This is a genomic window from Enterococcus sp. DIV0240d (assembly GCF_051711245.1).
Lineage (GTDB): Bacteria > Bacillota > Bacilli > Lactobacillales > Enterococcaceae > Enterococcus_D > Enterococcus_D casseliflavus.
This window is the reverse complement of record NZ_JBIOMG010000001.1, coordinates 114082-128461: the sequence shown is the minus strand read 5'-3', so window position 1 is coordinate 128461 and position 14380 is coordinate 114082. Positions and strand designations below refer to the sequence as shown.

14 protein-coding genes are annotated in these 14380 nt (G+C 42.3%); 6 read left to right on the top strand and 8 right to left on the bottom strand.

What is annotated here, in order from left to right:
• The first annotated feature begins 221 nt into the window (after window positions 1-221).
• The 6 genes from IGJ25_RS00625 (at window position 222) to IGJ25_RS00600 (ending at window position 7345) form a co-directional block, all read left to right on the top strand.
• Entirely contained in the window at window positions 222-1214 is a 993-nt protein-coding gene (locus tag IGJ25_RS00625; RefSeq protein WP_081117105.1) for an ABC transporter permease, read from the top strand.
• A gap of 15 nt (window positions 1215-1229) precedes the next feature.
• Window positions 1230-2114: a carbohydrate ABC transporter permease gene (locus IGJ25_RS00620; RefSeq protein WP_010748894.1), complete on the top strand. Its 885-nt coding sequence runs from the start codon at window positions 1230-1232 to the stop codon at window positions 2112-2114.
• Between the two features lie 48 nt (window positions 2115-2162).
• Window positions 2163-3770 carry an ABC transporter substrate-binding protein gene (locus tag IGJ25_RS00615; RefSeq protein WP_002323465.1) on the top strand — a complete coding sequence of 536 codons (1608 nt, stop codon included), beginning with the start codon at window positions 2163-2165 and terminating at the stop codon, window positions 3768-3770.
• Entirely contained in the window at window positions 3771-5255 is a 1485-nt protein-coding gene (locus IGJ25_RS00610; protein ID WP_081117104.1) for a glycoside hydrolase family 32 protein, read from the top strand.
• 176 nt (window positions 5256-5431) lie between these two features.
• Window positions 5432-6424, top strand: coding sequence for a LacI family DNA-binding transcriptional regulator (locus IGJ25_RS00605; protein ID WP_015510589.1), 993 nt, complete (start codon window positions 5432-5434; stop codon window positions 6422-6424).
• A gap of 51 nt (window positions 6425-6475) precedes the next feature.
• Entirely contained in the window at window positions 6476-7345 is an 870-nt protein-coding gene (locus IGJ25_RS00600) for an ROK family protein (protein ID WP_010748897.1), read from the top strand.
• Between the two features lie 432 nt (window positions 7346-7777).
• On the opposite strand, the gene IGJ25_RS00595 is transcribed toward IGJ25_RS00600, so the two are convergent.
• From IGJ25_RS00595 to IGJ25_RS00560, 8 genes are all read right to left on the bottom strand, one after another.
• Window positions 7778-8317, bottom strand: a complete 540-nt coding sequence (locus IGJ25_RS00595; protein WP_010748898.1) for a DUF1697 domain-containing protein — start codon at window positions 8315-8317, stop codon at window positions 7778-7780.
• A 274-nt stretch (window positions 8318-8591) separates the two neighbouring features.
• Window positions 8592-9983: an oxaloacetate decarboxylase subunit alpha gene (locus IGJ25_RS00590; protein ID WP_225000782.1), complete on the bottom strand. Its 1392-nt coding sequence runs from the start codon at window positions 9981-9983 to the stop codon at window positions 8592-8594.
• Window positions 9980-10522 (bottom strand): citrate lyase holo-[acyl-carrier protein] synthase, encoded by a 543-nt coding sequence (citX, locus tag IGJ25_RS00585; RefSeq protein ID WP_017144445.1) that lies wholly within the window; start codon window positions 10520-10522, stop codon window positions 9980-9982. The genes IGJ25_RS00590 and citX overlap by 4 nt, the downstream gene beginning before the upstream one ends.
• Window positions 10515-12047, bottom strand: a complete 1533-nt coding sequence (citF, locus tag IGJ25_RS00580; RefSeq protein WP_010748901.1) for a citrate lyase subunit alpha — start codon at window positions 12045-12047, stop codon at window positions 10515-10517. Before citF ends, citX begins: the two co-directional genes overlap by 8 nt.
• Window positions 12048-12049: 2 nt before the next feature.
• A complete protein-coding gene (gene citE, locus IGJ25_RS00575) occupies window positions 12050-12937 on the bottom strand; it encodes a citrate (pro-3S)-lyase subunit beta (protein ID WP_005230463.1) in 888 nt (295 codons plus the stop codon).
• Window positions 12925-13233 carry a citrate lyase acyl carrier protein gene (gene citD, locus IGJ25_RS00570; RefSeq protein WP_005230465.1) on the bottom strand — a complete coding sequence of 103 codons (309 nt, stop codon included), beginning with the start codon at window positions 13231-13233 and terminating at the stop codon, window positions 12925-12927. Before citD ends, citE begins: the two co-directional genes overlap by 13 nt.
• Before the next feature lie 12 nt (window positions 13234-13245).
• Entirely contained in the window at window positions 13246-14241 is a 996-nt protein-coding gene (gene citC / locus IGJ25_RS00565; protein WP_081117101.1) for a [citrate (pro-3S)-lyase] ligase, read from the bottom strand.
• Between the two features lie 12 nt (window positions 14242-14253).
• Entirely contained in the window at window positions 14254-14379 is a 126-nt protein-coding gene (locus IGJ25_RS00560) for an OadG-related small transporter subunit (protein ID WP_008381833.1), read from the bottom strand.
• Window position 14380 lies beyond the last annotated feature (1 nt).

Here is a 14380-nt window from a genome sequence, read left to right as displayed (position 1 = left end):
ATAGGATTAATGAAATAATCGAGATCCTTATTTTATAACAATTTTCGAAAACCATAAATGAATTGAAGGAAGCTTAGTGTGGGTGAAAGAATAATTACAAAAAAATATTGACTTAAAAAAATGGCTATGGTAATCTATAAACGAAAATAGTGGGAACGTTTCCAAAAAAGTGACTTCGTTAAATTTTTATTTTTTTAAACAAAAATGGAAACGTTTCTAAAATGTATTGGGAGGAGATTGAATTGGAAAAGACATTGGGACCAGGTGGTGAGATAAGGGCGGTACAACGGGATAACAAAAATATCTCGAAGTGGAAAAAATTAAAGAAACAGTTGCGGCGTGATAAGTGGATGTACTTTTTGCTCTTACCCGGTATCATCATGACGTTTATCTTTAAGTATGTGCCAATGTACGGTGCTGTGATTGCATTTAAAGACTATAATCCTATGCTAGGAATTTTGGAAAGTCCTTGGGTAGGACTAGATCACTTTAGGGAATTTATCAGTTCACCAAATTTTACACTTTTGCTGAGCAACACATTAAAAATTAGCATTTATGGTTTATTGTTAGGTTTTTTTCCACCAATTATTTTAGCACTGAGCTTGAATCAAATTATCAATAAAAAAATAAAACAGAAAATCCAGTTGATTCTATATGCGCCGAATTTTATCTCAGTAGTTATTATCGTGGGGATGCTGTTTTTGTTCCTATCCGCAAATGGACCTATTAATGGGTTAGTAGAAAAGGTTACGGGGCAACCAATTATGTTCATGTCTAATCCAGCTTATTTCAGAACGATTTATATTTTATCTGGAATTTGGCAAGGAATCGGCTGGTCATCCATTCTTTACACCGCAACACTGGCGGGAGTCAGTACCGATTTATATGAGGCAGCAAATATCGATGGGGCAAATATTTTACAAAAGATTTGGCATATCGATTTGCCTGCATTGAGGCCTGTGATGGTGATCAGCTTCATCTTGGCCGCCGGCGGTATTATGAATGTAGGATATGAAAAAGCCTACTTGATGCAAACTTCAATGAACATCCCTGCCTCAGAAATCATTTCCACTTATGTATACAAAGTCGGCTTGCAATCAGGTGATTATGCCTACTCTGCTGCTGTTGGTCTGTTCAATATGATTATTAATGTCGTTTTATTACTGATTGTCAACAATATAACCAAGCGGCTAAACGATGGTCAAGGCTTGTAATGAAAGGAGAAAATTATGAATAGTGCTTTATCAAAAATCGACCGTCAAATCTTATGGTTGAATCGAGTGATTGTAACTTTTTTAGTCGTCATTACCATTGTTCCGCTGATTTATGTACTGGTAGCTTCTTTTATGGACCCAGCTACTTTGATCAATAAAGGTATAAGCTTCAATCCGAAAGATTGGACAATACAAGGATATCAACGGGTATTTGCAGATGATTCCATTTTACGCGGTTTCGTAAATTCGTTGTTTTACTCTTTTAGCTTCAGCTTATTGACTGTATTTATTACGATGATCACTGCGTATCCTTTATCTCGACCTAACTTGGCTGGGAAAAAGATTATTATGACTTTTTTTGTCATTACAATGTTCGTTGGTGGCGGCTTGATACCTACCTATTTATTGGTAAAGAACTTGGGCATGTTAGATAGTGTATGGGCGATTATCATACCAGGTGCTATAAATGTGTGGAATATTATCTTAGCGCGTACCTATTTTAGTGCTTTACCAAAAGAACTTTCTGAAGCTGCTACTATCGATGGCGCCAATGACTTGCAAATACTGTTCAAAGTCATGCTTCCATTAGCTAAACCAATTATGTTCGTATTGTTTTTATATGCCTTTGTTGGGCAATGGAACTCATATTTTGATGCCATGATCTATATCAAAGATCCCGACTTACAGCCGTTGCAACTCGTATTAAGAAATATTTTGATCCAAAACCAACCCTCACAAGACATGGTGGGAGCCAATACAGCCATGGCAGAAATGAAACAAATTGCTGAGTTGATCAAATACGCAACGATCGTCATTTCTAGTCTGCCATTAATCATAATGTATCCTTTCTTCCAAAAATATTTTGATAAAGGTGTTTTAGTTGGTTCTGTTAAAGGATAAGTATTGTTCACTATTTGTATGAATAAAAATTATAAAGGAGATTTTAAGATGAAAGCAAAATGGATGCTGCCAATCGTTTTTACTTCCGTACTAATTTTGGGGGCTTGTGGAGGCTCAAAAGAAAAGAGTACATCAAGCCCTGATTATGAACTAGAAAATGTCTCTTTTCCATTGAAAGAAAAAGTATCTTTAAAAATGATGTCTCAAAGTGCCCCTTTGGCTCCCAATGATCCTAATGACAAATTGATTTTCCAACGATTAGAAGAAGAGACCAATCTCCATATTGATTGGACAAACTACAGTAGTGATTTTGCCGAAAAAAGAAATTTGGATATCGCTAGTGGTGATTTACCAGATGCCATCTTCAACGCCGCTGCAGGTGACTATGATTTATTAAACTGGGCGGAAAGTGGTGTTATTGTACCGATTGAAGATTTGATCGAAGATTATATGCCAAATCTGAAGAAAATTTTTGATGAAAACCCCGAATACCGACAAATGTCTACTGCACCTGATGGTCACATTTACTCTATGCCTTGGATTGAAGAATTAGGCGAAGGAAAAGAGTCGATTCATACAGTAAATGGGATGGCTTGGATCAACAAGGAGTGGTTGGATAATTTAGGTCTTGAAATGCCGCAAACCACTGATCAGTTGATGACTGTGTTGGAGGCTTTCAAGACGCAAGATCCAAATGGTAATGGTGAAGCAGATGAAATTCCTTTTAGCTTTATTAACAATGGAGGAAACGAAGACTTAAAATTTTTAATGGGGGCATTCGGTCTAGGTGATAATGATGACCACTTAGTCGTTGATAACGATGGCCAGGTACAATTTACTGCTAACAAAGAAGGGTATAAAGAAGCCATCAAATATTTCAATGAAATGAATAATAAAGGTCTTATTGATAAAGAGGCTTTCGAACAAGATTGGAATACGTATGTTGCCAAAGGGAAAGAACATAAGTATGGCGTGTACTTTACTTGGGATAAAGCAAATATCACGGGTGCAGATGATAGTTATGACGTCTTGCCAGTCTTAGCGGGACCAGATGGAACGAAACACGTTACTCGTACGAATGGCATGGGTTTCTCAAGAGATCGTTTCGTAATTACTAGTGCGAATAAAAACTTGGAACTTACAGCTAGGTGGATAGATAAAATGTATGAACCGTTACAGTCTGTCCAAAATAACTGGGGAACCTACGGTGATGAAGCACAGGCGAATATTTTTGAATTAAAGGATGGTATGTTAAAACATTTGCCTTTAGAGGGGACAGCACCGGGGGAACTAAGACAAAAAACCGAAGCTGGAGGACCATTAGCAGTTCTTGATTCTTATTACGGCACAGTCACGACTATGCCAGATGATGCGAAGTGGCGTTTAGATTTGATGCATGACACGTATTTGCCATATATTACAGAAGACAATATCTATCCACGTGTCTTTTTAGAAAAAGAAGAAACAGATCGATTAGCAAAAATCGAAACGGATATGTGGGATTACATCTATCGCAAAAGAGCAGAGTGGATCACCGGCGGTAAAATCGATGAAGAATGGGAAGAATACCTTGCTGAATTGGAACGTGTAGGTTTGGAAGAATGGATTCAAATAAAACAAACTGGCTATGATAATTTTTTGAAGGGAGCACAATAAGTGTTAGTAGAAGAAACGGCGATTTTGGATAAAGCAAATCGATTTATTGAAATGATGCGAGGAAAAGTTAACCCTCAGTATCGACAAAACTATCATTTTTCCGCACCCATCGGGTGGATAAATGACCCCAATGGGTTTATATATTACAAAGGGCATTACCATCTCTTCTATCAATACTATCCTTACGATAGTCGATGGGGGCCCATGCATTGGGGACATGCGCGCAGTAGTGATTTGGTCCATTGGGAAGATCTACCAGTAGCGTTAGCCCCAGATCAACCTTATGACAGCGGCGGGTGTTTTTCAGGAAGTGCAATTGAAAGAGACGGAAAACTATATTTATTTTATACAGGCTGTCAAGAAATTGATGGTATTAGCCATCAGCATCAATGTTTGGCGGTCTCTGAAGATGGTATTCATTTTAGCAAATACAGTGGTAATCCTGTGGTAGCAGATAAACAATTAGGTGAAAATGGGTTGATACAAGAATTTCGTGACCCTAAAGTAATTGTTCACAACGATGCTTACTATATGGTAGTAGCTACTAAATCTGCACAGTCTACTGGTAGAATAGTGATGTTTCAATCATCAGACTTGTATACTTGGCACTTTTACTCTGTGTTACTAGAAGGGACTTCAGAGCAAGGAATAATGTGGGAATGTCCTGATTTATTCCATTTAGACGGACGAGATGTCTTAATCATGTCACCGATACAAATCAAGAAGAACGGACTGGAATATCATAATATCAGTTCTACCATGGCTTGTATTGGTGAGGTAGACTGGGAAACAGGTCAGATGATAGTTGATAATTTCCATGAAATGGATTTTGGAATGGATTTTTATGCACCACAAACAACAACAGATCCTAATGGCGGACGGGTGATGATTGCTTGGATGCAGATGTGGGATCGTACATTGCCTACACATGAGTTAGGCCATCTTTGGGCAGGCTCTATGAGTTTGCCCCGAGAGTTAAGAGTGAAAAAAAATCGATTGGTACAAAAACCCATCTCAACTGTATATAGTCATTTAGTTTATCAACAAGGCAGTGAAAATATCGCAGTGACTGACACATCAGTCGTATTTCGAAACGCACTGTCGGATTCTTCATATTTACATCTAGTCGCAGATTTGGAGAAAGCAGAAGTTTTTACAATTGAATTACTGCGGTCTAAGACGGATTGTCTCAAACTAGCCTATGACACTGCTACACAGGTTTTTGAATTGGATCGTCAGAAACTAGGAAGAGAGCTTACAGGGGCGGAAGAAGACCCTCTGAATGTCCGAAAAGTTGAAGTACCTTTGATTGATAATCAGCTCGTTCTTGAGATTTTTAGAGATACCTCATCAGTTGAAGTCTTTATTAATGGGTTAGAAGTTATGACGGCTACTTTCTATGAGCTGGAAAAAGCTCGAGATATCTTGTTTCATTCGATTGGAGAAAGTCGTATTCAAGCTTTTGAAACAGCGAGTGTGAAATAAATGTTTGATTGCTTAGGCGATGTATCAATTATTTAATAGGTTTTGAAGGATAATGTTTTTAGAAAAGAACAGATAGCTAGATTTCCCATGGTTTTGCTATTAGTATTTTGAAAAAATTAGTAATTTATGACAAAATTCATTATACTAAACTTGTGCAGAAATGTGAGGGATCAACTATGAAAGCAACAATGAAAGATGTCGCAAAATTAGCAGGTGTCGGAGTAGGAACTGTTTCCCGGGTATTGAATAACGGTTCTGTTAAAGCTTCTACTAGAGAAAAAGTTGAAGCAGCAATGACAGAGTTAAACTATCAACCAGATTTTTATGCCCGGGGGTTAAAGATGAAGCATACGAACACGGTTGCTTTGATTCTACCCACTGTATGGCATCCATTTTTTGGCGAATTTGCCTACCATGTAGAAACAGCATTAGAAAGACAAAACTACAAGCTTTATTTGTGTAACTCCAGTGGGAATAGTGAAAAAGAACAAGAATATATCCAGATGGTCAGTCAAAATAAAGTAGACGGCATCATTGGAATTACTTATTCAGATATCGATGAATACATTTCGAGTAATCTGCCTTTTGTTAGTATTGACCGTTATTTCACTGAAGAGGTGATTTATGTGACCGCTGACAATGCGGCCGGTGGACGTTTGGCTGCAAATGAACTTTATCGCCGAGGATGTCAGAATGTAGCATATATCGGTGGGTACCAAGAAACACCGAATGAAACGAAGAGTCGTCGAAAATATTTTGAGATTGAGTGCCGTCAATTGGGGATTTCCTATAAAGCGTTAGATATGTTAGAACCTTTAGACCATCTCTCAGAACGTGTAACAAATTTTTTGTTAGAGAATCCCGATATCGATGGTATTTTTACGATCAACGATCCAATGGCATTAGCTGTCATTGATATGCTTGAAAAAATAGGGAAAAACGTACCAGAGGATGTCCAAGTTATCGGATTTGATGGTCAAAAGATGACAGAAGGAGATCCTTATCTAGTCTCAACGATTGCCCAACCTACAAAGCAAATGGCGGAAGTGGCAGTGGCAAAATTAATTGCTGTCATTAATGGAGAGACAGTAGAAAAACGTACCGTATTGCCGATTGAATTTGGCGAAGGTGGCACAACGAAACCTTTAGTGAGAAACGATTTTGCTTAGTGCAAATACGTTTCTTTTTTTGAAAATGAGTGAATGAAAGGTGTAGATAAAATGTTATATGGTGGAATAGAAGCTGGTGGAACAAAGTTTGTCTGTGGGATTGGTAATGAACAATTACAAGTGATAGAACGGAAAAGCTTTCCAACCACAACACCAGAAGAAACGATGAAGCAAGTGTTTGATTTCTTTGATAAGTACAAAGGAAATATCGCATCAATTGGTGTAGGAGCATTTGGGCCTATTGATATTCAAATCGAATCAAGAACTTACGGATATATCACCAACACTCCGAAGGTAGCTTGGCAAAATTATCATTTTGTAGGAGCTTTGGAAAACGCCTTGTCGGTTCCCATCTATTGGACTACCGATGTAAATGCTGCTTGTTATGGAGAATATATGGCAGGTTATGGAAAAGGTAAAAATAGTGTTCTGTATTACACCGTTGGTACTGGTGTTGGTGGTGGTGCTGTAGTCGATGGAAAAATAGTCGCAGGTTTCAGTCATCCTGAAATGGGACATATGCTCTTACAACGTCATAATGAAGATCAATTTGAAGGGATCTGTCCTTTTCATCATGATTGTTTGGAAGGGTTAGCCTCAGGACCCGCGATTGAAAAACGCTTTGGAAGAAAAGCCCAAACCATTTCATTTGATCATCCTTATTGGGCGATTGAGGCAGATTATCTTGCTCAGTGTGTGTATAACACAACTTTACTATATGCACCGGAAGTAATAATTTTAGGTGGGGGTGTAATGAAACAGCCACAACTACTCGAGTTGATTCGCCAAGCGTTTAAAGAAAAAATGGGTTCCTATGTGGATACCCCTACTCTCGAAGAATACCTACTAACTCCAATGCTTGCTGACGATGCAGGTTTGATCGGCTGCTTAGCTTTAGCAATAAAGAAGTTGGAACAATAGCAGCATGTTAAAGAACGTGTGAGAGAGTTTTTATAGCAGTTAGGATAGATAAAAAGGTTAACTAAAATGTGAGCTAGAAAAAAGGATGGCTAATAATAGATGTTCATATGTATCTTTTTCGTAATCGAATGTTGCGAATAAGAATTTTTTCTTTCGTTCTATACTATTGTCTAGTTGCCTCAAATTGCTTCTTAATGCTTGGGTTTTGTTTTATCATAGATATTCAGTATAGAAATACACGATGTGAAAATCTATTATTCTTCTCGGTAGTTTATTGCTTCTAGTTGGGATGATTGCGTAGAAACTTAACGTCAGTTAAAGCGCGTCACGAATAGTAGTAACGAGAACTAATGAGACATTAGAATGTTATAAGAAACCCGTCAGAAGAGTCTGCCTGACGGGTTTTATAATTATTAGAAGGCTTGCTATTCCTCACAGCTCCGCAATCTTCCGTACGGTATTGATGGTCCGAATCGTAATCTGTTTACCGACGCTGGTGCCGGCTGTTTTTTTCCACCAATTGGTTTTTTGATAGTCTTTGCGGATGTAGGACCAGAAGACGACGTCTTTGTAAGGGAAAACCTGTTCAAGGTCGGCATTTGGAGCCCCGAGTTTTTCAGATAACACCTCGTAGGTCAGTGAAGGCATCAAAAAGATCAGGTTGTCATAGATGGTTTTATCTTCCGTTCCTGACCAGTCAGGTATATGGGTCAAGCGTTCCTGCAGCTCTGTTTGGCGAATGATATAAATAGCGATATCAAAGGAAAAGTCGTGTTTGACCATTGCTTTAATCATTTCGGCAAGGGCTTGTGGATCATACCCTTCACTGGAAAAAATCACATTGCCGCTATTCAAATAAGTGACCACATCTCTAAACCCTAGTTCTTCAAAACCGGCTTTCAATTCTTTCATAGAAATTTTGTTCTTTCCACCGACATTGATGCCTCTTAATAAAGCGATGTATCGTTGCATGGCTAGACCCTCCTTTAAAACGCTTCTTTTAGCTGATTATAGAATGGATGGAGCGGAAGCACAATCCTGGCTTCTCAGCTACCCAAAATACGTGAGCGAGAAGCGATTAATGCAAGCTTATTGGTGGAGTGGCTGTGGCGTACGTATTTTTGCACTGCTGATTAGTAAAAACGAAGAAACAGCCTATAGATGGTAATACCCCTCACAAATTTGCTAAAGCAAGCGAATTTGTGAGGGGCACTTTAAGTTGTTTTCTCTATTTCTGGTTTCATTGTTAATCCACCGCAATCTTCACAGACACTGTCTGTACGGGGACATCATAAAAGGGATCTTCTCGTCGGCCTAAAAAGTCTTGGGCTTGCTGAGGGAAGAGGGCGTACATCAGCACGTCTTCTTCGCTTTTGGCATACTCAGCGATTTCTTCCTTGAAGGCTGGCAATTGCGGTGCCAGTAGATCAGCTGGTCTGACAGTGATCACTTCAGCATCTCCGATAATTGTTTCTTTGATTTCGTCGCTGATGGGTGCTGGCGATTGTCCATAAAGTCCTTTGACGTAATCTTTGATCTCACTTGGGACAAGTTTGTAGCGTTCTCCTGAAATCACATTCATCAAGGCTTGAGTGCCGACCATTTGCGACAATGGGGTCACTAGCGGTGGATAGCCCAAGTCCGCTCTGACTTTTGGTACTTCTGCTAGGACTTCTTCATACTTGTCTTGCAATCCTTGTTCCGTCAATTGGCTGAGTAGGTTCGACAACATGCCGCCAGGTACTTGATAGATCAAGGTTTTGGGTTCGATGTCTTTGACTTTTGGATTCAGCAGCCCTTCTTCACGGAAACGATCACGAACGGGATTGAAATGTTCTGCAATCTCAGCGACTTTCTGCAAATCAAGTCCAGTAGCAAAGCCGCAATCTTCTAAGGCGATCGCCACAGATTCGGTCGCTGGCTGACTGGTGCCGCCAGCAAAAGAGGAGATGGCAGTATCAATGATGTCTGCGCCAGCTTCCGCAACTTTCAAGTAAGTCATCTCAGCAATGCCGCTGGTGGCATGGGTATGGACTTCCAGCGGCAGATCGACCGCGTCTTTGATTCGGCTGACCAACTCGTAGCCGGTTTGCGGCGTCAAAACGCCTGCCATATCTTTGATACAGATAGAATCTGCGCCGAGGTCTGCCATTTTGTTGGCAAGGTCAACGAAGTAATCCACGGTATGGATCTGGCTAGTAGTATAAGAGATCGCCGTTTGACAGTGTCCACCGGCTGCTTTTGTGGCACGGATGGCAGTTTCCAAATTGCGGACATCATTTAAAGCATCAAACAAACGAAGAATGTCGATGCCGTTTTCGACCGATTTGGTCACAAAGTCAGCAACGACGTCATCGGCATAGTTTTTGTAGCCTAAGAGATTTTGTCCCCGTAAGAGCATTTGCAGTTTGGTCTTTTTCACTTCTTTGCGGATTGCGCGCAATCTTTCCCATGGGTCTTCATTTAAAAAACGCAGGCAAGCATCGAAGGTCGCGCCGCCCCACATTTCAAGGGCATGATAGCCTGCTTGATCCATGGTTTTTAAAATCGGCAGCATATCGCTGGTAGGCATTCGCGTGGCGATCAGACTTTGTTGGCCGTCCCGCAAGACGGTTTCGATAAATTGGATTTTTTTCATTCTTTCACTCTTTCCTGAATGATTTTACGGATCTGCTGCTGCATGTCTGCTACGCTATGGGTTCTAGAACGGCCACAAACTTTGGCGTCTTGTTCACAGATGTAGCAGCTTCTTGCAGGCAGTCCAATTTCGGTGCGGCTGATAGGTAAAAGCTGGTCTTGGGTTTTGGTTAAGACATCCAGATCCACCAACCGGCCGTAAGGATGATTGGTCTCAATCTGAACCATCATTCGTTTTAGTTCATAAGGATCTGTGGGCAGTACGAGATAATATTCTGGTCCGGTCTCCAAACTGCGGTAGAGGTTTGCCAGTGGAATTAGTTCCTTGACGACCTCTTCGATTTCCGTAATGAGTTCTTCAAAAACTGCGGTCAATGGGGCAGAATTTTTCACGGGACCAGGAATATTCATGGTGGCAACAAGTAATGCCGCTTTTTCATCTGCAGCGAGAAGCTCCCGTTGAAGGGAGCTTCTATTTTCTCGCGCCTGCAGCATGTCGGTTAGCGTCACAGGGGTTCCTGAAAATAGGGCATCAGACATTTTTGACCACATCAATGATCGTGCCATCGCGGTATTCGATCAAAGCGACGGTTTTTTCCCCGTACTTGATTGGTTCGGGTTGACCCACGATACTGTAGGCTTTTTCTTTTAGCTCTTCAATGGTGTATTGGGGAATATCCAATGCTTCAAAATGGCTGATCAGGTCTTTGCGAGCAGGATTGATGGCGATCCCGATTTCTGTGACAACGACATCAATGCTGGCGCCTGGCGTGACGATCGTGTTGACGGTATCGACGATCGTTGGGATCCGTCCCCGCACGAGAGGAGCGATCACTAAGCTCATTTTGCACGCCATACTGGTATCTGAGTGGCCGCCAGAAGCACCGCGGATCACACCGTCAGAACCGGTGATGACATTGATGTTGAAATTCGTGTCGACTTCCAATGCGGAAAGAATGGCGGTATCCAATTGATTGATAAACGCCCCTTTGCTTAACGGTGAGGCATACATATTGGCATCGATCTCGTAATGATTGGCGTTTTTCCCTAGCGATTGTGCGGAAGGATGATCGAAGTCTTGGACATCGATCAGTTTTTCCACTAATCCTTCTTCTAACAGTTCCACCATGGCATTGGTAATGCCGCCAAGGGCAAAGCTAGCTTTGATCTCATCTTTGATCATTGCTTCGCGTAAAAAACGAGAAACAGCTAATGCGGCACCACCTGTTCCAGTTTGGAAGGAGAAGCCTTGTTGGTAATAAGGCGAGCTGGTGATGACCTTGGCTGCATACTCAGCAATCAGCAATTCTTTTGGATTTTTGGTAAAGCGGGTCGCGCCTTTTGCGATCCCTGCAGGATCACCGATGGCGTCGACTTCCACGACATAATCGACATCCGTTTGGGGAATGCTGATTGGGGTATTTGGAAACGGCACAAGGGTGTCGGTGATGATCACGACTTGGTCGGCGTATTTTGCATCGACCATCGCATAGCCCAATGAGCCGCAGGTTGCTTTTCCGACAGTACCATTAGCATTGCCATACGCATCTGAGCTAGGCGCTCCTAAGAAAGCGACATCGATGTGGATATCGCCGGCGGCAATCGCACGAGCCCGACCGCCATGAGAACGGATAATGACTGGGGCATCCATAATGCCTTCGGAGATTGCGGCACCGACTTTGTCCCGCAGACCGCTGGAGGTGATATTGGTCACGACCCCAGATTTGATATGTCCGATCAATGGTTCATGGACATTGGCGATGGAACTAGGGGCAATCGCAAGATTCTTGATGCCCATTTTTGCGATCTCGTCCAAAACGAGATTCATGATAAAGTCCCCTTCGCGAAAATGATGGTGGAAGGAGATCGTCATGCCGTCCGTTAGCCCTGTTTTTTCAATGGCTTCACGAATACTGCCCACGACCTTGCTCTTGCCTGGCAGGACTGGCTCGATCTTGCGACTCGCTTCTTTGTAGGCATGGATATTGGCTGTTTCATTTTCAAAGACCCCGTATTGGTTGGCATAGCATTCAGGGATGTCTTTTCCTGCTTTGTTTAACACCATAATTACACTTCCTCCTCGGTAATCAATTTCGCTGCTTTGGCAAGGGCGATCACGCGTTCCGCTCGCTCAACGATTGGTTTATCGACCATTTTGCCATTCAAGGAGATCACACCAGAGCCTTTGCTTTCGGCTTCGCGAATGGCCCAGATCACTTCTTTGGCCTGTTGGATCTCGGCTTTTGAAGGCGCATAGATCCCATTGACTAGGGGAATCTGCCGTGGATTGATCACTGATTTTCCGTCAAAACCAAGTTGCTTGATGCGAGTCGTTTCAGCAATAAAGCCATCTGTGTCATTGATATCAGAAAAGACGGTATCGATAGCGGCGATCCCCGCAGCTCTAGCTGCATGCAAGATCATACTGCGGGCAAACAACAATTCTTGCCCATCTGGGTAGCGACGGGTTTTCATATTGGTGACATAATCTTCTGCCCCTAAAGCGATCCCGATCAAACGATCGGAAGCTGTAGCGATGTCTCGGGCATTTAAAACGCCTTCGGCAGACTCGATGGCAGCCATCATTTTGGTGGTTCCTACAGGCAGATCGTTTTCTTCTTCTACTTGTGTGATCACAGCGGCAACGTCAATGATGTCTTGGGCGGTTTCGGTTTTCGGTAGACGAATGACGTTGACCCCCGCTAGGACCATCGCTTCGATATCAAGGGCACCCACCGTGTCGAGGCCGTTGATGCGTACGACGGTTTCGATGGCAGAATAGTCAAAGGTTTTTAAGGCAAAATGCACCAGTGTCCGAGCGGAGTCTTTTTCATTCAAGGAGACCGCATCTTCTAAATCAAACATAACGGAATCGGCGCCATACAATGGTGCATCCCGTAGCATGGCAGCATTGGCTCCTGGTACAAACATCATCGTTCTTCTTAAACGTTCCATGTGTCGATCTCCTTCCAAGCATACTGTTCTTGTTCGGCGGCCCGATGAACGGCGGTCAGAGTTCGGGCTTTGATGGTACAGTCCAATGCGCCTTTATCGGTGGCAGTGATTTTGGCCTGTGTCACGCCTAGATGGTTCAGCGTCTCAAGGATGACGGCGCGAATTTGTTTGCCGAATTGTTTTTCGACACTGCTATCGAGGGTCAGCTCGATGGTTTGGGTTGTGGTAGGCTCGATCGCGATTAAGATATCACTGGATTCAACAGAGCCAGCAACCGCACTTTTTTTGATTTCCACTTATTATCACCTCTAAATATAGTTATGCTGCATTAAAAATGAGAACGTTGTTTCTGGTAAAAATTGCTGCAAGGAAAGTAAATCTTTTTCTGCAATCGCTTTCCGGACTTTTGTAGCCGAAACGGTTGATTGGTTGATCTTCAGACGGTCGATCACGATCAGTTCAAGCTCGGGTGAAAAAACGGCAGCCATTGCCTCGTTGTAGAGTTGGGTCACGGGCGAGTAAGGCTCTGAGCCTACAAAACGCGTAGTGATCGTCAACAGCGGGGCAATTTTTTCTTTGAAGAGGGTTGCATCAAAGGCGGCTTGTTTTTTGGCGATCGCCTCAGGTGCTTGCTCTTTCAAGAAATAACTGGGAAAGACAGCCGAAGAGACGAGATAGTTGTTGGTCGTCAGCACCGTTACATTTGGCAGATGAGCCACACCATCCGTCACCATCTGCAGCCGTTCGCTGGCAGAAAATTGCGAGCGGTCTTCTGATAAAACGAACACATAAACCTGTTCTTTTTGACTCGCAGCCGTTTCGACTAAGTACAAATGTCCTTTAGTAAAAGGATTAGCGTTCATGACGATCGCGCCGTTGTTTTGTCCAATTCGCTGCCGTTGCAGCTGTTGGGCATAGCTTTCAAAAGAAGGAACGCCTTGTTCCATGAACAAGATGTCTTGTGCTGCCAGCACTTCACGAAACCCGAGGGATTCAAAAAACAGGCGGTTTTTCGGTGCTGTATAGACGAAGGACTTGGTGAAGCCTTCGTCTTTGATATGATCGCTAAGGTGCGAAATCAATTGCGTCAACAGCTGTTCGGAGCGTCTTTTTTCACAGACCACTACATACTTGATGATATTGGCATAGCAAGAAGCAGTAGCAATCAAGGTTTGCTGGTCAAAAATGCCAACGGTATAGGCTACCTCTTCACCGACGGCTAAGCCAGCACGGGTGATCAATTTTTGCCATTGCAAAAAGACTTCTGGATCTTTTTGCAGCCAGATTCTTTTCAGGGTATACATACAATGCCTTCTTTATTTTTTTACTGGGAAGAGCTTCGACAAAAGCAAGGATGCGAAGTAGATGATCAGGATCACGACAAAGACGCCGCCCCAACCGAATAACAACAATTCAAATGAAGTCAGTAAATCTTGACTCATA

Bases quoted from the DNA above. Each gene is read 5' to 3' on its own strand.
- IGJ25_RS00625 (WP_081117105.1), top strand. From the start codon at position 222: ATGTATTGGGAGGAGATTGAATTGGAAAAGACATTGGGACCAGGTGGT.
- IGJ25_RS00620 (WP_010748894.1), top strand. From the start codon at position 1,230: ATGAATAGTGCTTTATCAAAAATCGACCGTCAAATCTTATGGTTGAAT.
- IGJ25_RS00615 (WP_002323465.1), top strand. From the start codon at position 2,163: ATGAAAGCAAAATGGATGCTGCCAATCGTTTTTACTTCCGTACTAATT.
- IGJ25_RS00605 (WP_015510589.1), top strand. From the start codon at position 5,432: ATGAAAGCAACAATGAAAGATGTCGCAAAATTAGCAGGTGTCGGAGTA.
- IGJ25_RS00600 (WP_010748897.1), top strand. From the start codon at position 6,476: ATGTTATATGGTGGAATAGAAGCTGGTGGAACAAAGTTTGTCTGTGGG.
- IGJ25_RS00595 (WP_010748898.1), bottom strand. From the start codon at position 8,317: ATGCAACGATACATCGCTTTATTAAGAGGCATCAATGTCGGTGGAAAG.
- IGJ25_RS00590 (WP_225000782.1), bottom strand. From the start codon at position 9,983: ATGAAAAAAATCCAATTTATCGAAACCGTCTTGCGGGACGGCCAACAA.
- citX (WP_017144445.1), bottom strand. From the start codon at position 10,522: ATGTCTGATGCCCTATTTTCAGGAACCCCTGTGACGCTAACCGACATG.
- citF (WP_010748901.1), bottom strand. From the start codon at position 12,047: ATGGTGTTAAACAAAGCAGGAAAAGACATCCCTGAATGCTATGCCAAC.
- citE (WP_005230463.1), bottom strand. From the start codon at position 12,937: ATGGAACGTTTAAGAAGAACGATGATGTTTGTACCAGGAGCCAATGCT.
- citC (WP_081117101.1), bottom strand. From the start codon at position 14,241: ATGTATACCCTGAAAAGAATCTGGCTGCAAAAAGATCCAGAAGTCTTT.
- IGJ25_RS00560 (WP_008381833.1), bottom strand. From the start codon at position 14,379: ATGAGTCAAGATTTACTGACTTCATTTGAATTGTTGTTATTCGGTTGG.